Here is an 18649-nt window from a genome sequence, read left to right on the forward strand (position 1 = left end):
TATGTGCTATTTGAGCGGATGTGAAAAGACCCGTTTCGGTGAGGGTTTTAAATGCAACAATAAAACTTGCAATTAATACAAAAACGCGCCACCTTTTAATGCAACAGACAAAGATACTTTTAGACAGGCAGCGTGGGGGTAACCAGATGAACACTGGCGCATTTATGCATGATTTACTCGACTGGATCGACAACAACCTGGATAGCCGTCTGGACATTGAGTCCGTCGCCAGGCGATCCGGCTACTCTAAATGGCACCTCCAGCGCCTGTTCAAAGAGCATACGGGCTATCCCCTCGCCGGCTATATTCGCGCGCAAAAGCTGCAAAAATCGGTTGAGCGCTTAACCCGCAGCGATGAACCGATTCTGAACGTGGCGATCGCGCTGGGCTTTGACTCCCAGCAGTCCTTCAACCGCAGCTTTAAGCGTCAGTATGGTCAGGCGCCTGGGGCATGGCGGCGGAGCATGGCTGGCCCGGAAACGCAGCAGCTACGCTAGTAATGAAGTTGTCACGGATGACATCTTCCCTGCCTGCGTCCCAGGCGATGCCCACCTTCCAGCTGATTGACTCCCCCGTGAGCGGAATAATCGCCAGCTCCGGCGGCGCGATATGCGTCACGCTGGTGGGCAGAATGGCCACACCGATCCCCGCAACCGCCATCGCGACGATAGTTTGGATATCGTCAGTCAGCTGAGTCGATGAGACGAAAAGACCGTTGTCGTGCAGGAAGCGGTCAATCTGCGCGTTTAAGCCCCGCCCTCGCTCATCATACAGCCGCAACAGAGGGCGTTTCGTCAGCCACTCTCCAACAGACAGTGTCGGCGACGCGGCGTGCGCAACCAGAACCAGCCGATCGGTAAATAACGGCAGGTATTCAAGCGCCACGGGGGGAGGAACCCTGACAAAACCGACCTGTAGCTCATCGTTTTGCAATCGCTCGTACTGCTGGAAGGAAGGCAGATCCGTCAATGACATTTCTACTTCCGGGTAATCCCGACGAAAGTCAGCGATACAGCGTGGCGCCAGATAAAAGCTTGAAAGTCCGAACCCGACGGCGATATGCCCTTCAACTCCTTTCGATACCCGCTCAGCATGCTGCATAAATTGCCGGGTCTGCCTGACCACCTTCTCAGCCTCTGGCAGCAAATGCCTGCCGCTGGCCGTCAGTATTGCGCCGTGACGACCTCGTGAAAAAAGAGACATACTCACCAGGGATTCGAGGAGATTAATCTGTTTGGTCAATGCCGGCTGCGAGATAAACAGCGCCCGCGCCGCATCGGCATAATTACCTTTTTCCGCCAGCATCAAAAAAGCCTTTAGCAACCGGGTGTTCATTTTTTCATTCCAGATGGTTATCGAATTCGGAAATGTTTTGATTATACAGTTATCGGCAATCGTTATGTAATTCAGTCTCGATGACAACCGGAGACGCAACATGAACGAACTGACATCCTTAAAGGCGGCCACCGTACAGTTTCAGCATCAGGCCAGTAACAAAAAATACAATCTCCTGATAATGGAGAAATTTATTGAACAGGCAGCGCTTGAGCAGGTGAACATTCTCACTTTCCCTGAAATGTGTATCACCGGCTACTGGCATGTCCCTAAGCTCACCGCAGCGGAGGTGTCTGCGCTGGCAGAGCCGATTGCAGACAGCCCTTCCCTGACGCTCATTCGTTCCCTGGCGATAAAACATCAAATGCTGATTGGCGCCGGGCTTATTGAACGCGCCGACGATGGCCGACTCTACAATGCGTATGTTGCCTGCATGCCGGACGGCTCGATGCATACGCATCGTAAACTTCATGCTTTTGAACATCCGGCCATCAGCAGCGGGGACAGCTTTACCGTTTTTGATACGCCGTGGGGCGTGAAGGTCGGTATCCTGATTTGCTGGGACAATAATCTGGTCGAAAACGTGCGCGCGACGGCGCTTCTGGGTGCCGATATTCTTCTCGCTCCGCATCAAACAGGCGGTACCGATTCCCGCAGCCCTCACGGGATGAAGCCTATTCCGCTGGCGCTCTGGGAGGAGCGGGAAACGCGCAAGGAAGAAATTACCGCGGCATTCAAAGGGCCAAGCGGTCGGGAATGGCTCATGCGCTGGCTGCCTGCCCGCGCGCATGACAACGGGTTATTTCTTCTCTTCAGCAACGGGGTCGGTGCCGATGATGACGAAGTGCGCACGGGCAATGCCATGATCCTCGACCCCTATGGCAGGATCGTGAACGAAACCTGGGAGGCTGAAGATGCGATGGTGGGCGCTGAACTCGATTTAAGCCTGCTTGCTATGAGCACCGGACGCCGCTGGATCCACGGTCGCCGCCCTGATTTATACCAGATACTGACGCAGCCGCAGGGCTATGAACGTGATGCGATCAGCGCACGATTTTCGAATGTGCCCCCTGCTCGCTAGAAATGTGAGCAATTTTTAGCTGCAACATAACCCCGGAGCTGTTATACTGTATATAATTACAGTGTGAGGTGCGCGAAATGGCTGTTGAAACAAAATTTGTTGTCGTAAGAAAAGGTGAAGAGAAAATGACATTTGCCAGTAAGAAAGAGGCTGACGCTCACGACAAGCTGCTCGATATGGCAGACGCGTTCACCGACTGGCTGTTGCAAAGCGGAATGCAGATGGATGAAACGCAGGCTGAAAATCTTGGCCTGTATCTCGCCGAACAGAAAGAAACCGTGCAGCATATTCTGCGTACCAGCAAGCTTCCCGATCTCAATGCTCCGGCTGCAACGGATAAAACAGAATCCGACGCGGCTGACACGAAAAAAATCAGGGCGGTGAAAGCGGCCTGATTGTCAGAAAAATCATCACGATCCGAAAGCCGTAAGCAGATAACTGCTTACGGCTTTTTTAGCTGTCAGCAGGGATCCACAGCTGATTGATATTAAGGATTTTGGTTGTTTGAGCGTTCGTTCGTCCCACATGCCGGACTCGAATGCTGCGCTGTAGGTTATAAACCACGCCATTTAATTAGCAGTTCCTGTATGTGTTCTTCCAGCCTGTGCCAATCGGTAAGTACGGCATGTAGGATTGGCGCAGCGGTCAGGGTGCCAGCTTTAAACATCTCCCTTTCCCGGGTACATAATAATAGATGCCATAATGCTCCCGGGAATCATAGACACCATTTATTCTATACAGAACGGTATTTTTCTTTTTATTTTCTTTTTATTAAAGAAAAATCAACATTACTTTCGTAGTTATAGTGCAATCCTGCTACCAGGCAAAAGCCAGTGTAATAACGTCTAAAATCTCTATTCTGTCTGCGGATACATCAGAATGGTTAATTCATGAACGCGGCTTTACAATAATAGCGGATAATTAAAAAGATTAACTCTGATGTAACAACGAGCACACAATCCTTTTAAGGACATACAAAAAGAGACTTTTCTTAACTTCACCAGTATCATATTTTAATATCTGCAAGACACTCCAGATATTAATTTGTTAATTTCACGGGGTTTATTTCAATTATTTATTGTGGGATCAGGATTGAAAGTCACATTACGTAGATTAACTGGCTGCTATGCAATTGCCCTTACCTATAATATCAATGACACTGTCAATATTGGCGGCATCCGTTTTTTACTTGAAGCGGCTAAAAAAGAATTATCATTAAGCGTGCGCAACCCGGAGGCTAAAGAGAACCTAATGCGCCTTATGATTGCAGGCACGCTTTCACAGGATAAAGGGTCCATGCACAGGCTCTGCGTCAAGGCGATCCCGTCTGCGTCTCGGAAAAATGATACCCAACAGATTACCGCCTCCTCTAGTATCAAACTTATCAATCGTTCTGACGCGCTTAAAGATGCCGACTCAGATAAACAGATCGAAAAACTCAACAGACATGTTACAGGAGAGCGGCTTGAAGGGCTTTTAATGACGCCTAAAGCGATGGGAAAACGGGGGCTGTCGATAGCACACCGACGTTTCAGATGCATACTCGCCCTTTGAGTATGGGCGCTGGCACCACACCCCGTAAAATCAGTCCTGTTTTTAGCATGTCATTTGCATACCACTAAGGTCAGGCTCCGTACGTAAAACCGCTATCGGTAGGCGGTTTCATATTTGTTTTTCCTCCCCAGGATGTCCAGATGAAGCTAATCCTCCCAATCCAATATTCTGTTCAGAGCCTTATAAACCTCCAGAACGATTGTTCCGATACGTTCTGATTCGGAATTTTTATCATCTTTTCAAAAACTCTTCTATCATACATTAAGAATTATTATTTTTTGGTAACCAAAAGTATGAAACCTGAAACACATTTTAATGCACTGATCAAGGCGGCCTCTGACACCAGGCGGATTCAGAGTGCTAAGCCACGGCAACTCATTACGCTTGAGAAGCAAACAGAGCCAGTAACGTTTATCCTGCATGAGGGAATCGTTGCGATATACAGAAGCAGCGATCGGCTTCTAATCAAATATATCAGAGCCCCGATGATTACTGGTATGAACGAATTAATTGACACCAACACCGGCATTTTTATGAAAGCCTACAGAAGCGTTAGCTATGAGACCCTGCCAACAAAAGAGATGCTTGATATCATCAGTACGCAGGAATTATGGAAAGATGCTTCATACTGCTATATGTATGCCGTCCGTCAACTGCTCCTCGCCCACTATTCATCCGTCGGGCTCTCAACCTATGAGCTGATACGACTGAATTTGATTGCTCTGATGAATGAGGATGAAGCGCTTAGCGATCATGTCAACGTCAGTGATTATATTCTGGAAAAAACCCGACTTTCACGCAGCCGTGTTATGAAGATACTGGGCGATTTACGTATCGGTGGTTATATAGAGATCAATCGAGGCATTCTTAAAAAAATCAACAAACTACTTGAAAAATATTAAACGCATTAACTGGTAATTAACGCAGGGTCGTTATATTAGATAACGAGTGCCAGATGATAAATTACCTGACGAAAGAACAGCTGCCGCATCAATGCGGCAGCTGGAGCTTCTGTATCGCTTTGCGCAGTTCAAGATCATTTTTGACTCCCAGCTTTAACATAACCTTTCGCTTATGGGTACTGATCGTTTTCTGGCTTCGAAACATTTCGCGTGATAATTCAATTCCGGTTTTACCATTTTTCAGGCCACTAAGTACTTTTTTTTCTGTATCGGTAAAAAACATACCTTCAGCTATATTATTGGCCTGCTCCTGTAGTCGCAGGAAGTGAGCACTGATATAACGTTGTTTTTTCATACTTTGTTTTATCAGCTCACGTAGTTCCAGCTGGCGCTCATCAACACAAAACAGTGAACACCGGTATGACCTCATGAGCTGATGCGCTAGCTTCTCCTGACATGCAGAGAGCATAACCAGAGCAGTTCCTTCACCTGGCCGGCAGAGACCTTCGTACTCCGCGGCGGAGATATCAGTAAGCATGTCATATGCAGTGAAATCAAGCAAAGTCAGATGTGCTTTATCATGCCGTATAACTTCATAATTCCATTCTGGATTTAGTTCGCGAAAAGCCTTCAGGCTGGAGAGAAATCCATTAAGTAAAGTCGGATGAACCACACGGGAATAAACAGTAAAAGTAAACATAGACCTCCAGATGCTCAGACTGAATAGATCTGATCCAAACGGTTAAGCAGATCCAGCCAACTGGCTGACTTTTGCAGCCCCAGACGCAAACGGATGTTATGTTTATGGGTGAAGACTGTTTTATATCCCATATGGCGCAGACTGGCGATTTCATACGCATTTAGACCTCGAGCGAAGTCGATTAGAATATTAAGCTCAGAGTGTGAGAGCCTATTTTTTTTATTCATATTATTTATTAGCATGGGACGTGAAGGCAAATATCCTGATCTGAAAGTTGTGGATCCCATGCGCTGAGCGAGTTCCTCTTCTAAATAATTCTCGCAGAGCAGCGTCTGTACACCAAGCTCATACATCAACCTGGTAAGAAGTACATCTCGTTTTGCGACCCAGACAATAATTTCTTTTCCCTGCATTATTAAATGATGAATTAGCCGTAATAGGGCATATATTTCTTCACCGGCGCCGCTGAGGCCTGCCGCGAATAGCGACGTTTGTTCGGTAAAGGGGGTTACCTCCTCTATCAGTGCGTTTGGTTCAATCACCAGTAGGGCGCCGTCAGCGACCTGAATGCTGTTTTTTGCCACATTTCGAAATAGTGGCCGAGGCTCGTAAAGTATCACTTCTCTTATTTTTGGCTGAGGCATCGTATCAATTATAAATATAAATGAATATAGATGATATTAGAGAAACAGGCTGTAATGTAGGAGTTGTTTTGTGTCCAATAAAGGATGTCAATTGCAGAAAATTATTTTCCAGGGATTTCCTGCGCTTAATTTTCAGTTTGCGAGGCGCCTTCCAGAAAGACAACGCCGCCCCTAAATTTTCAGCGTATCAATCACCGCTCTAAGCGCAGGCGACACGTTACGGTGCGGATAATAGAGGTACAACCCGTCCATTCGCAGGCTATAGCGCTGCAACACCCGGATCAGCGTTCCGCGCTCCAGATCGTCAGCCACCAGCTCCACCGGGACATAGGCCAGCCCAAGCCCCAGCCGGGCGGCTTCGGCTTCCATGTAGCTGTCAGACAGCGCCCATTGCCCCTCTGGCCGATGGGTGATTTTTTTCCCATCCTGCACCAGCTCCCACTGATAGTCACTACCGTCGGCAAGCTGGTAGGCAATGCAGGGGTGCGCCACTAAATCCGCAGGCGTCTGGGGAAAACCGTAGCGTCTGAAGTGTTCCGGGGCAGCCACTGCGGCCATTTCCATATCAGGCGTGATACGCACTGCAATCATTCCCTGCCCCACTTCCGGCCCCAGTCTGACACCCGCATCGAACCGCTCGGCGATAATGTCGACGAAGCGGCTTTCATTCATCAGTTCCAGCCTGATGTCCGGGTAACGCTGTTTAAAAATGGCGAGCTTGGGCAGCAGACATTTGTCGATAGCGTGCTGGCTGGCATTAATGCGTACCGTGCCGGACGGCGTCTGACGATAGTGTGCCAGGGTCGCCAGGCCCGTATCGAGCGTATCGAACGCGGACTCGGCGGTCCGGTAAAGCTGTTCCCCGGCGTGGGTTAGCGACAGCTTGCGCGTGGTGCGGACCAGAAGCTGAACGCCCAACCGCTCTTCCAGCTCGCGAACCGAGCGGCTAATCCCGGATTGCGCCAGCCCGAGCCGCTGCGCAGCCGCCGTGAAGCTCCCCTCCCGCACCACCTGCATGAACAGGTACAGCTCATTGTAGTTTTCCCGCTTCGCCATCACGCCTCCAATTTATAACAATATGATATGAATCCTAGCAGCTTTCGGCCTCTAATCAGCACTATTTCTGCTAACTATAATGTCCGCAATACAACACCACAGGGTCTATTTTCATGAAAACATTCACCCAAAAACTGTCCGTTGCGATGCTGCTATGCGCATCATTAAGTGGAGTTACAACAATGAGTTATGCAGAAACTACCAACCCAAACGCACCCGTTTCGATGGTGACTACATGGGATAAAACCTTCGCCGAAAGTGACAAAGTCGATCACCGCAAGGTGACCTTCCAGAACCGGTACGGGATCACCCTGGTGGGCGATCTGTATCTTCCTAAAAACAGCGGCGACCGCAAGCTGGCGGCGATTGCGGTCAGCGGGCCGTTTGGCGCGGTCAAAGAGCAGTCCAGCGGCCTGTACGCGCAGACCCTGGCGGAAAATGGGTTTGTGACCCTGGCGTTCGATCCGTCCTATACGGGCGAAAGCGGTGGCCAGCCGCGCAACGTTGCGTCTCCGGATATCAACACCGAAGACTTCAGCGCGGCGGTGGATTTCCTGGGGTTACAGAAAGAGGTTGATCGTAACCGCATCGGTATTCTCGGCATCTGCGGCTGGGGCGGTATGGCGTTGAATGCGGCCTCCATGGACACCCGCGTGAAAGCGGTCGCCACCAGCGTGATGTACGACATGAGCCGGGCGATGGGCCACGGCGTGGGCGACGGGAAAGATCGCTATTCAACGTCTGACCGCCGCGCCGTTCTGCAGTATCTGAACGCACAGCGCTGGAAAGATGCAGAGAACGGTACCTTCGCGCACGGCGGCCATGACATTTATGTCGATGAGAACGGCAAGGTGACGGCGGCTGAACGTATTCTGCCAGAGGCGCTGCCAGCAGACCCGCACCCGGTGCTGAAGGAGTTCTATGACTACTACCGCATGCCGCGCGGCTTCCACGCGCGTTCGGTCAACTCCACCGGCGCGTGGACCGCGACCACTCCATTATCCTTTATGAATATGCCGCTGCTGAGCTACGCCGGGGAAATTACTATCCCGACGCTCATCGTCACCGGTGAAAAAGCACACTCCCGCTACTTTGCAGAAGATGCGTTTAAAGCGGTCGGCAGCAAGCAGAAGGAACTGGTGATAGTTCCGGGCGCAAACCATGTCGATCTCTACGACAATGCTGCCGGGAAGATCCCGTTCGGTCAGTTTGAGCAGTTCTTCAAAACCAGCCTGAAATAAACTTCTCCGCCGCCCGTGTTTAGCGGGCGGCCCTTCGTGAAAGATGACTATGTCCACTCTGAACCCTACCACCTCACAGAATGAGGAACGCGCGCACTGGGGCGGTATTTTTGCCATGACCCTGTGCGTATTCGTCCTGATTGCCTCGGAATTTATGCCCGTCAGCCTGCTCACGCCTCTTGCCAGAGATTTGGGCGTAACGGAGGGGCTCGCTGGCCAGGGGATCGCAATTTCCGGCGCGCTGGCGGTTCTGACCAGCCTCTTCCTTTCCCGGCTTGCCGGGAATATGAACCGCAAACACCTTCTGCTGGGCATGACGCTCCTGATGGCGCTCTCGGGAACGATTATCGCTTTCGCTCCAAACTATCTGGTTTACATGACCGGCCGCGCGATGATCGGTATCGCTATAGGCGGGTTCTGGTCCATGTCTGCCGCAACGGCCATTCGCCTTGTTCCGCAGCATCAGGTCTCGCGCGCGTTGGCGATATTCAACGGAGGGAACGCGCTGGCGACGGTAGTCGCCGCCCCGCTCGGAAGCTATCTCGGCGCCACCATTGGCTGGCGCGGCGCCTTCCTGTGCCTGGTTCCCGTGGCGATAGTGGCCTTCCTCTGGCAACGCTTTAGCCTGCCCGATATGAACGACAATAAAAATACGGCGTCACGCCCATCCGTCTTTCGGCTATTCCGCCAACGGGTGGTTTACATTGGTCTGCTGGCCTGCGGCCTGTTCTTTATGGGACAGTTTTCGCTGTTTACCTATGTGCGTCCGTTTCTCGAAACCGTCACGCAGGTCACCCCCTCCGGCTTATCGCTGATTTTACTCACCATCGGCGTCGCGGGTTTTGTTGGTACACTGCTCGTTGCCATTGTTCTGAACGCCGCGTTTTACCTGACGTTAATCGCCATACCCCTGCTGATGGCCGTCATTGCAGGCGTGTTAATACTGACCGGTCACAGCGTGTGGATCGTTGCCCTGCTGTTAGGCTTCTGGGGGATGCTGGCGACTGCGGCACCCACGGGATGGTGGACATGGATTGCGCGAACGCTGCCGCAAGATGCCGAAGCCGGTGGCGGGTTAATGGTCGCCGTGATCCAGCTTTCTATTGCGCTGGGTTCAACGGCGGGCGGTATGGTATTCGACCATCTCGGCTGGCAGAGCACGTTTGCAATGAGCGGAATATTGCTGCTGTGTGCTGTGGTGCTAACGTTTATCACATCGCGTCAAAAATGAGCGATACGATGAGTGGACCGAAAATAGAGAGATATGATTTTTTAATGTATATATTAGCCTGCCGTTAATTGAATGTTCCGTCTCGGGCTAAAATTAACATTATCGATAGCAGGCTATTCATATAAAAAATGAATTAGTTCCGTTGGGTTCATATTTAATGTTTACATGATTACTCTTAACGTGCGATTTGAAATCAATCTAATTACCTGCTGTATGATTAAAATCAAATAATAAACATAAATTTTATAATTATCGAATATCACAGTGCCTTATCATATTCACGATAACAATCCTGTTATCTCTCGTTCTATGATAAGGATTACAGATGAAAGCATTGCCAAAAGTCGTAAAAGGCTCTGTCAACGAACTTTCAGGTAAAAGTATCGTACCTGCCGTTGCGGGTATTGTTGCTGGGGTGATAGCGGGTGCGAGTGCGCCAGCGTTCGCCAGCAGCAATACACCAACAATTGCACCAACACACTCCAGGGTTGCCACCAGCAACAGCGTACAGCAACCTGGTACGTCTGTTTTACTGGCTAAGCCTTCACTGGATGGACAAGCATTTGCGGCGCATTACAGCCACTCAAGTCATGCAAGCCATTCCAGCCACTATTCCTGCACGCCAGGCTCTACGTGCTAACACTCAAGGCCAGCTGCAGGCTGGCCATTCTGGAAGGAAATGCTCATGGATAACCTCAAACATGGAAAGAATGAATTAGGGGAATATTTTTTGTTGTCCCTAAACAAAACACTCTATAGCCGTGAAGCTATAATGAAAACATGCTACGCGTTTACGGATGATTTCTTCATTCATGCCGTCAAATCGGAAAATGAAGATGTTGGTATCTATATCTACCAAAAAAGCGACAGCGTTAATGATATGAATACCGTAGCAAAGCACTTTTTACATTTACTTCATGAAAATCAGATGCGTCAAATCATTCATGATGAAACTTCAGTCTTACATGAAGAGATCGTCAGGAAAGCATTCTCCCCGGCCGCCGTGTTTGTTGAAAATCGGGTACAGGCTGATACTCAATATATTTTAAAATCGGTAGTATAAGTCAATGATAATCAAGCTTGATCCACTTTTTTATACTCAGAGCGCTATAGAGAATATAGCTCAACAATTCAATGAATATTTGAGTGTGGAGTTTACCATTAAAGAGGCGTTCTGTCTGAGGATTAATACCAATGAAGAATATCTCTCAGATGCACATCTCATTATCAATACCTTCCTGACTAACATCCTTGATCTCAGTATACAGGACATCATGCACAATGAGCATTAGATTTAAATCTCCCGCTGAGTTTGCTTCTCAGTCATATCAACTCCTTCCATTCAGATTCAGCCAACTGGATGACGGAAACTATTTCCTTTCGACTGATTATGGCGAGTGGATGTGTATCAGCCCTTCACAACTCACTACGCTCATCAATAAGGAGAAGATTGAAGATGAAACGCTTTGGTATGAGCTGAAGGCCAAGCACATGGTCAGTAACGGAATTGATGACAACCAGATCGCTTTACTCTCCTCACGATACAGAACAAAGAAATCATTTCTGGAAAATTTTTCTCAGCTCCATATTTTTGTCCTCACCGTTCGCTGCAACAATTCTTGCGTCTATTGTCAGGCCTCTCGTAAGAGCTGCCAGTCCGATCAATCTCGTTATGATATGAGTCCGGAGACCCTTGAAAAGAGTATTGATTTATTCTTATCTATGCCTTCGGACAAACTTACGCTTGAATTTCAGGGTGGAGAGTCCACGCTGAATATGAGCCTCATCCGTCAGGCCGTCGCCGCGGTCAACAGGAAAAATACCCGGAAAGACATTCAATTCGTGGTTTGTACAAATTTGTGCGAGTTGACTGACGAAGATCTCGACTTTTTGCTAGAGCATAACTTTTCAATCAGCACATCGCTTGATGGCCCTCAGGCTTTGCATGATGCAAACCGTAAATATGCAAAATCAGGTGCATGGAGTGCGCTCATTTCAACGCTAAATAAACTCAAACGGCGTGATGCATTTGACAGAGTTAGCGCACTGATGACAACGACCCGGCCAAGCCTTGATATGGCTGAAGAGATTATAAATGAATATGTAAGCCAGGGATTTCGCAGTATTTTCATCCGCGAACTTAATCCTTATGGCTTCGCACAGAAGTACTTCCATAAAATCGGCTATACCACGGAACAATTTCTGGCTTTTTATGAGAAGTGTCTCGATTACATCATACGCATTAATCACGATGGAATTGCATTTCGCGAATCCTATGCTGCATTGATCATGAAAAAGCTCATGACACCTTGGGCAACAGGCTTTGTGGATCTTCAATCCCCCTGCGGATCTGGTTTTGGGGTCACACTGTATAACTATGATGGAAACATCTACCCAAGCGATGAAAGCCGAATGATGGCCGAAACAGGCGATCAGCACTTCAAGATGGGTAGTGTTTATGAGAATAGCCCAGAAGAACTTTTCTTTGGCTCAGTCATGCAAGAACTCGCCTCTGCAGGAGTCAATGACTGCCTGCCCGTCTGTTCTGACTGTGCATTTGCCCCCTACTGCGGCGCAGACCCAGTACGCCGCTATCAGGTAACAGGTTCAGTTTATGGTCATCCGGGTAAAGACGATTTCTGTTTGAAAAACAAAGGTATTATTTCGATGGTTATTAAACGATTTGTTGAAGGCGATCGCGAGACCCGTCGTATTCTGATGCAATGGGGAATGAAATGAAAACACGATGCACTGACGATACGCTTTTTCTTTCTACTCAGGCAGAAAGCATCTGGCGCCTTAAGGCAGCGCTATTTGGTAAAGTCGCTGTCGAATTAAATGAAATCGCAGCGGATAGCATTTTCTTTCTGACCCCCGGCAAATCGATACCACTGTCAGCCTTGCCCTCTGTACGCGCAATCATTTGTACAAAGAACAATCCGAACTTTGAAGCCTTAATCGCACAGGTGGAGACACCGGTTATCGTCGTTTCAGAAGAAACTGTATTCAGTGAGGGCGATGTAATAACAATCAGCGAGCGGGGGCGGATCCATCGCTTATTTCGTGCAAGCTCTCGGAACAATGCATTCCTGGTGACTGAAGTTTGCAACAACCTCTGTGTCATGTGCCCGCAGCCTCCTAAACCGGAATCAGCAGTTAACCAGGGTGATACTGAGCAACGGATCCTAAAAACTCTTGCCCTGATTGATGATAAGCACTTTCCGGAAGCACTCTGTATTACGGGTGGCGAACCGACAATGTTAAACGAAGGACTGCTTAATATTATTGAGGCAATTTCAGAGAGAAACCAACAGACGTTAATACACTTGCTGACGAATGGCCGCTACTTAAGTCAGGAGGACTATACGGCGCTTCTGGCACAGAAAAGTAAACATCAGTTGCTGGCTGGCATCCCTCTCTTTGGTCATGTTTCAGAGATTCACGACTATGTTGTTCAATGCGAAGGGGCATTTGATCAAACAATGGCCGGTTTGTTAAATTGCTACAAACACGGCATTGACATTGAACTGCGCGTTGTACTGAACAAAGTAACGGTAAAATATTTGACTGCGCTGGCAGAATTTATTTCCCGAAATCTCTTTTTCGTTAAGCATGTTGCGCTTATGGGCATGGAGAACATGGGATATGCAAAGCTGAACCGGGAAGCCGTATTTATCGATCCCTGGGAGTATAAGGATACGCTATCCGCCACCATCGAGATTTTTCAGTTATATGGTATTGATGTAAGGGTATTTAACCTTCCTTTATGCATTGTTAACGAAGACACACAAGCCTATTGCAAACAGAGTATCAGCGACTTTAAGAATAGCTGGAGCCCTGTTTGTGCCTCCTGTATGAAACGCGACGCATGCTGCGGTTTCTTCAGTTCATCGACGGATAAATTTTGGTTATCCAACCATATCAGTCCTTTTGTGACAGACCTGGAGTGAAAACACCCGAGTTTTGGAGGTTAAATTCTGTTCAAGCTGGTGTATTGTTTTAGATCGTTCATACCTTAAAGGACACCAGCACTATGCTCAAGATCCTCGGCAAAACCACCTCCATCAACGTGCGTAAAGTGCTCTGGACCTGCGAAGAAGCAGGCCTCGCGTATCAACAGGAAGATTACGGCAGCGGTTTTGCGTCAACGGAAACGGATGCCTTCCGCGCCCTGAACCCCAACGCCATGGTGCCGGTGCTGATGGATGACGATTTCGTGCTGTGGGAGTCCAACGCCATCTGCCGTTATCTGGCGCGCAATGCCGAGCGTCACGATCTGCTGCCCGCAGAACCGCAGGCCTGCGCCAATGTCGAGCGCTGGATGGACTGGCAGGCAACCGAATTCAATAACGCCTGGCGCTATGTTTTCCCGGCGCTGGGGCGTAAAAACCCGGACTTTAACGACCCTGAGCGCATTGCGGCGGGAATAAAAGAGTGGAACCACTGCATCACCATTCTGGAAAACCAGCTGCAGCGCACCGGCGCGTTTGCGGCAGGCGAGACGTTTACCCTTGCGGACGTGGTGCTTGGGCTGTCGGTGAATCGCTGGAAGATGACGCCGTTTGATAAGCCCGACGTGCCGGCGATTGAGGCCTGGTTTGAACGTCTTAACCAGCGCCCGGCGTTTTTGCGTCACGGCAATAACGGCATGGTGTAAAGTCTTCTCGCCTCTATCTTGAGTAAGGATATTTTATTTAATTACTTAACCCTGAAAGTCGCCAGAGGGAATAATAATTAAGCCATATCCTGGACAGCCCGCTGCACCGCTTTGCTAGCCTGACTATTCAGGCAAAGCTCAACCCGGAGGTATTCTTGCTGATTCGACTCAAGAAAGAACGAACGCATAAGGAGGATCGCCGGCTTGCTCTCTGGCTGGCGACCTCGGCAGGTTTGCTGAATGCCATCGCCCTTGGCGCATTTGGTTTTTTCCCCTCACACATGACCGGCAACACCTCACAGTTATCCAGCGAAGTCTCCTCCACCGATCTCAGCGATATTATTTTCTTCGGCTCGATTATTCTCTCCTTTGTCGCAGGCGCTATTCTTGCCCGTATGATTGTAATATGGGGCATTATCCATAACGTCAGGCTGGTTTTTTGCCAGATCCTGTTTGTCGAGGGGATATTGCTGACCGGCGTCTCGTTCTACGAGATGTATTTTCATGCCCTCACCAGCAACCGCGAGATTATTCTTTTTCTGTGCGGCCTGATGGGCATTCATAATTCCACCTCCACGCAGCTTTCCGGCGGACGGGTGAGATCGACGCATATTACCGGCACGCTGACGGACGCGGGGATATCCCTGGCCTCCGTACTGGTGGCGATGCTGCGCAGGGATTACTCCAAAGATACGGCGGCACAAAAAAGTCAGCTGAAAACCCACTTAACCACCCTTTTCTCGTTTATAACGGGCGGTATCGCGGGGCTACTGCTGTTCAGATGGATCGGGTTTAACGCCATGCTGGCGCTCGGCTTGATGCTCGCCGTGGTCGCTATCGTTTCAATTATCACCGTCTCGACGCGGGTTCGACGGGTTCGCGCTACCGTCTGAGCGTTGCAGCTGCCCCAGCAGGCGCTGCATGTTGTCGTCGCAGGAGATCCCATCCGGCCGGTTGGTGATACTCGCGACCAGCGTCAGCAATTCCCGGCGGTTTTCCTCAAGCTGCTTCTGCATCGCTTCTATTTCGGCAATACGCGTCTTCAGGGACTGGATCAGTCCCTCATGATCCCAGCGCTGTTGCGGCTGCGGCTGCGGCAGGAAGCGGCGTATTTGCTCGAGTGAGAACCCGGTACGCTGCGCGTTGTCGATGATGTTCAGCAGCGCTGCCGCCTCTTGAGAATACGACCGGTAGCCGTTCCCCTGCCTGACGGGTCGCGGCAGTAAACCTTCCGCCTCATAGAACCGAATGCGCGACGGGGAAATACCCGTCATTTTCGACAGCTCGCCAATTCTCATTTGATCTGCTCTTACGTCTTGACCTTAAAGTTAACTTTAAGCTTAAACTTTTTATACGGTCAACCGGATCGTCATCTCATCAGGAAGCTCATATGCAAACTATTCTGGGTGCCAGCGGGCAAATCGCCCGTGAACTGACCCGCGAATTAAAACGCGCCTATACCGACGATATCAGGCTGGTTAGCCGCCATCCGCAGAAAGTCCACGACAGCGATATTTTGGTTGCGGCCAATCTTCTGGATGCGCAGCAGACGCAGGAGGCGGTTAACGGTAGCGATACGGTCTATTTTACCGCCGGTCTGCCGCCGGATTCCGCGCTGTGGGAGCGTCAGTTCCCAACCATGCTGGAAAATGCGCTGGAGGCCACGCGAAAGGCGGGTGCAAAATTCGTCTATTTTGACAATACCTACATGTATCCCCAGAGCGACGAGCCGCAAACGGAAGAGACGCGCTTTGCGCCCCGGGGACGGAAAGGCAACGTGCGTGCACTGATGGCCAACCGGGTGCTTGCCGAAATGCAGCGGGGCGACATTCCCGTCCTCATCGGCCGGGCCCCGGAGTTTTACGGGCCTGAGAGAACGCAGAGCTTCACGAATACGCTCATTCTCGACAGGCTGAAGCAGCACAAACGCCCGCGCGTTCCGGTACGTGACGATACGCTTCGCACCCTCATCTGGACGCCGGATGCCAGCCGCGCGCTCGCCCTGCTGGGCAATACGTCTGAGGCCTACGGGCAGACGTGGCATTTGCCCTGCTGCGACGAAAGGCTGACCTATCAACAGTTTGTCACTCTCGCCTGCGGTATCTTCGGCCAGAAGGCGGACTACGCCGTGCTGGGCAAGCTGGCATTCGCCGCGACGGCGCTGTTTTCGCAGGGCGCGCGCGAAATGCGTGAGCTGTTCCCCAGGTACGACGTTGATAACCTGTTTGATTCGACGAAGTTTAAGCGGCATTTTCCCGACTTCCCCGTTACCTCATACCGGCAGGGCCTTGAGAATATCTGGCAGGAATGGAGATCAAAAGCGCGCAAAACAGCTTAGCTGTGCTGCCGCACCGTCACAGGTGCGGCCCCTATTCGTGACAACGTCACTTTCAATTCTCGTCTTTAGGACTATTCTGCCCGTCCCTCAATCAGCCCTTACGCCATAAGGCTTAACACCAGGTTGTCACTGTTTTCATAGGGTTACTGATTTTACCCCTTCGCTGGAACCCTTCCCAAACGCTTGCTATAGGTGAAATACCCCTGCCGAAACATGGCATAACAACAGGCAACCGGTGGTTGCTATAACGCATGCGCACAGGGAGACACACCGCAATGCACCCATTACTCAAACGTTCGCTGCTGTTTGTCGGCGCCATTATCGTGGTCCTCGCCCTCCTCGTCTGGGGCATTGGGCTGGAGACGATAAAGGCGCGTCAGGTTGACCTAGTCTATCTCGGGCAACAGCACATGATTCTGGTTTTCTCATCCATGTTTTTTGCCCTGCTGGTGGGCATCCCAGCTGGTATTCTGCTGAGCCGTCCGGCCGCGCGGGGTATCGCCGAATATGTGATGCAAATCTTCAACGTCGGCAACACTCTGCCGCCGCTGGCCGTTCTGGCGCTGGCGATGGTGGTTATTGGCATTGGCGATACGCCCGCCATCATCGCCCTGTTCCTAGCCTCGCTGCTGCCGATCGTGCGTAACACCTACGCCGGGCTGTGCTCGGTCCCGCCGTCGCTGCTGGAAGCGGCAAACGGCATCGGGATGACCAAATGGCAGCGCCTGCGTCAGGTTAAGCTGCCAGCCGCCTGGCCGGTCATGCTGTCAGGGATCCGCATCGCCACCGCCATTAACGTCGGTACCGCACCGCTGGCGTTCCTGATTGGCGCCAGCAGCTACGGCGAGCTGATTTTCCCCGGTATTTACCTGAACGATTTCCCGACCCTGATCCTCGGCGCGGCGGCCACCGCCCTGTTCGCCCTGATCCTCGATACCCTGCTGGCGGCGCTGGGTCGCGCGATGAGTCCCCATCTTGCTCGATAACAATAACAAGGAGCTTTTATGAGACTGTTTTCCGGCCTGACGGCGCTGTGTGCCGCGGCGCTGTTCACCAGCCAGGCGATGGCGGCCCCGCTGATTCTGGCGACCAAGAGCTTTACCGAGCAGCATATTCTCTCGGCGATGACCGTGCAGTACCTGCAAAAGAGAGGTTTTCAGGTCCAGCCGCAAACCAACATTGCCACGGTGATCTCCCGCAACGCGATGATCAACAAGCAGATTGACATGACCTGGGAGTACACCGGCACGTCGCTGATCATCTTTAACCACATCAACAAGCGCATGTCGCCGCAGGAGTCTTACGAGACGGTGAAACGCCTGGACGCGAAGCACGGTCTGGTCTGGCTCAAGCCCGCCGACATGAACAACACCTACGCTTTCGCCATGCAGCGCAAGCGCGCCGAGGCGGAACATATCAACACCATGTCGCAGATGGTGGCGAAAATTGAGCAGATCCGTAAAACCAACCCCGACAAAAACTGGCTGCTGGGCCTGGACCTGGAGTTTGCCGGACGCAGCGACGGCATGAAGCCGCTGCAGGCGGCCTACAAGATGGATCTGGACCGCCCGCAAATCCGTCAGATGGACCCCGGTCTGGTCTATAACGCGGTGCGCGACGGCTTCGTTGACGCCGGCCTGATTTACACCACCGACGGGCGCGTGAAAGGCTTCGACCTCAAGGTGCTGGAAGATGATAAAGGCTTCTTCCCGAGCTACGCGGTGACGCCGGTGGTGCGTAAGGACACGCTGGAGGCCAACCCCGGCCTGGAAGAGGCGCTAAACACCCTCTCGGCCCAGCTCAACAACGACGTTATCACCGAGCTGAACAAGAAGGTGGATATCGACCATCAGTCACCGCAGCAGGTCGCCCGCGATTTCCTGCGTAGCAAACAGCTGCTGTAGGAGGCG

21 protein-coding genes are annotated in these 18649 nt (G+C 50.8%); 16 read left to right on the forward strand and 5 right to left on the reverse strand.

Going from position 1 to position 18649, the window contains the following annotated elements; genetic code table 11:
• Positions 1-146: 146 nt before the first annotated feature.
• A complete protein-coding gene (locus P346_RS18400; RefSeq protein ID WP_029739383.1) occupies positions 147-497 on the forward strand; it encodes a helix-turn-helix domain-containing protein in 351 nt (116 codons plus the stop codon).
• Here P346_RS18400 and P346_RS18395 read toward each other — a convergent pair.
• Positions 421-1335: a LysR family transcriptional regulator gene (locus P346_RS18395; protein WP_084492143.1), complete on the reverse strand. Its 915-nt coding sequence runs from the start codon at positions 1333-1335 to the stop codon at positions 421-423. The two genes, P346_RS18400 and P346_RS18395, sit on opposite strands and share 77 nt — an antisense overlap.
• 100 nt (positions 1336-1435) lie before the next feature.
• Here P346_RS18395 and P346_RS18390 point away from each other — a divergent pair, with 100 nt between their 5' ends.
• The 4 genes from P346_RS18390 (at position 1436) to P346_RS22125 (ending at position 4872) form a co-directional block, all read left to right on the forward strand.
• Positions 1436-2416 (forward strand): nitrilase family protein, encoded by a 981-nt coding sequence (locus tag P346_RS18390; protein WP_032657526.1) that lies wholly within the window; start codon positions 1436-1438, stop codon positions 2414-2416.
• 77 nt (positions 2417-2493) lie between these two features.
• Entirely contained in the window at positions 2494-2811 is a 318-nt protein-coding gene (locus P346_RS18385; protein ID WP_032657529.1) for a YebG family protein, read from the forward strand.
• A gap of 697 nt (positions 2812-3508) precedes the next feature.
• Entirely contained in the window at positions 3509-3970 is a 462-nt protein-coding gene (locus tag P346_RS18380; RefSeq protein ID WP_032657532.1) for a fimbria/pilus periplasmic chaperone, read from the forward strand.
• Between the two features lie 293 nt (positions 3971-4263).
• Complete coding sequence (locus tag P346_RS22125; RefSeq protein ID WP_050597613.1) at positions 4264-4872, forward strand: helix-turn-helix domain-containing protein; 609 nt, start codon at positions 4264-4266, stop codon at positions 4870-4872.
• A gap of 88 nt (positions 4873-4960) precedes the next feature.
• On the opposite strand, the gene P346_RS18375 is transcribed toward P346_RS22125, so the two are convergent.
• The 3 genes from P346_RS18375 to P346_RS18365 all read right to left on the reverse strand — a co-directional run bounded on the left by P346_RS18375 (position 4961) and on the right by P346_RS18365 (position 7272).
• Positions 4961-5572, reverse strand: coding sequence for a helix-turn-helix transcriptional regulator (locus P346_RS18375; RefSeq protein ID WP_032657534.1), 612 nt, complete (start codon positions 5570-5572; stop codon positions 4961-4963).
• A 14-nt stretch (positions 5573-5586) separates the two neighbouring features.
• Positions 5587-6114 (reverse strand): helix-turn-helix transcriptional regulator, encoded by a 528-nt coding sequence (locus P346_RS18370; RefSeq protein ID WP_152537842.1) that lies wholly within the window; start codon positions 6112-6114, stop codon positions 5587-5589.
• A 273-nt stretch (positions 6115-6387) separates the two neighbouring features.
• Positions 6388-7272 (reverse strand): LysR family transcriptional regulator, encoded by an 885-nt coding sequence (locus tag P346_RS18365; RefSeq protein WP_032638201.1) that lies wholly within the window; start codon positions 7270-7272, stop codon positions 6388-6390.
• Positions 7273-7385: 113 nt separating this feature from the next.
• On the opposite strand from P346_RS18365, the gene P346_RS18360 reads away from it, so the two are divergent.
• The 8 genes from P346_RS18360 (at position 7386) to P346_RS18330 (ending at position 15294) form a co-directional block, all read left to right on the forward strand.
• Positions 7386-8513, forward strand: a complete 1128-nt coding sequence (locus P346_RS18360; RefSeq protein ID WP_071995948.1) for an alpha/beta hydrolase — start codon at positions 7386-7388, stop codon at positions 8511-8513.
• A 49-nt stretch (positions 8514-8562) separates the two neighbouring features.
• A complete protein-coding gene (locus P346_RS18355) occupies positions 8563-9744 on the forward strand; it encodes an MFS transporter (RefSeq protein ID WP_032657540.1) in 1182 nt (393 codons plus the stop codon).
• A 325-nt stretch (positions 9745-10069) separates the two neighbouring features.
• Positions 10070-10384, forward strand: coding sequence for a hypothetical protein (locus P346_RS23085; protein WP_152537843.1), 315 nt, complete (start codon positions 10070-10072; stop codon positions 10382-10384).
• Positions 10385-10429: 45 nt separating this feature from the next.
• Positions 10430-10807, forward strand: coding sequence for a His-Xaa-Ser system protein HxsD (hxsD, locus tag P346_RS18350; protein ID WP_032657543.1), 378 nt, complete (start codon positions 10430-10432; stop codon positions 10805-10807).
• Positions 10808-11025: 218 nt separating this feature from the next.
• Positions 11026-12483, forward strand: coding sequence for a His-Xaa-Ser system radical SAM maturase HxsB (gene hxsB, locus P346_RS18340; RefSeq protein WP_032657547.1), 1458 nt, complete (start codon positions 11026-11028; stop codon positions 12481-12483).
• Positions 12480-13694, forward strand: a complete 1215-nt coding sequence (hxsC, locus tag P346_RS0121420) for a His-Xaa-Ser system radical SAM maturase HxsC (RefSeq protein ID WP_050597614.1) — start codon at positions 12480-12482, stop codon at positions 13692-13694. The genes hxsB and hxsC overlap by 4 nt, the downstream gene beginning before the upstream one ends.
• An 83-nt stretch (positions 13695-13777) precedes the next feature.
• The gene (locus P346_RS18335) at positions 13778-14401 is read left to right on the forward strand and encodes a glutathione S-transferase family protein (RefSeq protein ID WP_032657550.1); all 624 of its coding nucleotides are present in this window, start codon (positions 13778-13780) and stop codon (positions 14399-14401) included.
• A gap of 155 nt (positions 14402-14556) precedes the next feature.
• Positions 14557-15294: a YoaK family protein gene (locus P346_RS18330; protein WP_032657553.1), complete on the forward strand. Its 738-nt coding sequence runs from the start codon at positions 14557-14559 to the stop codon at positions 15292-15294.
• Here the strand turns inward: P346_RS18330 and P346_RS18325 are convergent.
• On the reverse strand, positions 15244-15699 hold the full coding sequence (locus tag P346_RS18325) for a MerR family transcriptional regulator (protein ID WP_050597615.1): 456 nt from the start codon (positions 15697-15699) through the stop codon (positions 15244-15246). The two genes, P346_RS18330 and P346_RS18325, sit on opposite strands and share 51 nt — an antisense overlap.
• A 92-nt stretch (positions 15700-15791) precedes the next feature.
• Between P346_RS18325 and P346_RS18320 the strand changes: the two genes are divergently transcribed.
• From P346_RS18320 to osmX, 3 genes are all read left to right on the forward strand, one after another.
• Positions 15792-16739, forward strand: a complete 948-nt coding sequence (locus P346_RS18320) for an NAD-dependent epimerase/dehydratase family protein (RefSeq protein ID WP_032657556.1) — start codon at positions 15792-15794, stop codon at positions 16737-16739.
• A 275-nt stretch (positions 16740-17014) separates the two neighbouring features.
• Positions 17015-17725, forward strand: coding sequence for an osmoprotectant ABC transporter permease OsmY (osmY, locus tag P346_RS18315; RefSeq protein WP_032657559.1), 711 nt, complete (start codon positions 17015-17017; stop codon positions 17723-17725).
• A gap of 18 nt (positions 17726-17743) precedes the next feature.
• Positions 17744-18643, forward strand: coding sequence for an osmoprotectant ABC transporter substrate-binding protein OsmX (gene osmX / locus P346_RS18310; RefSeq protein ID WP_032657562.1), 900 nt, complete (start codon positions 17744-17746; stop codon positions 18641-18643).
• The last annotated feature ends 6 nt before the right edge of the window (positions 18644-18649 follow it).

It is taken from the genome of Enterobacter sp. DC1 (assembly GCF_000568075.1).
Taxonomy (GTDB): Bacteria; Pseudomonadota; Gammaproteobacteria; order Enterobacterales; family Enterobacteriaceae; genus Enterobacter; species Enterobacter asburiae.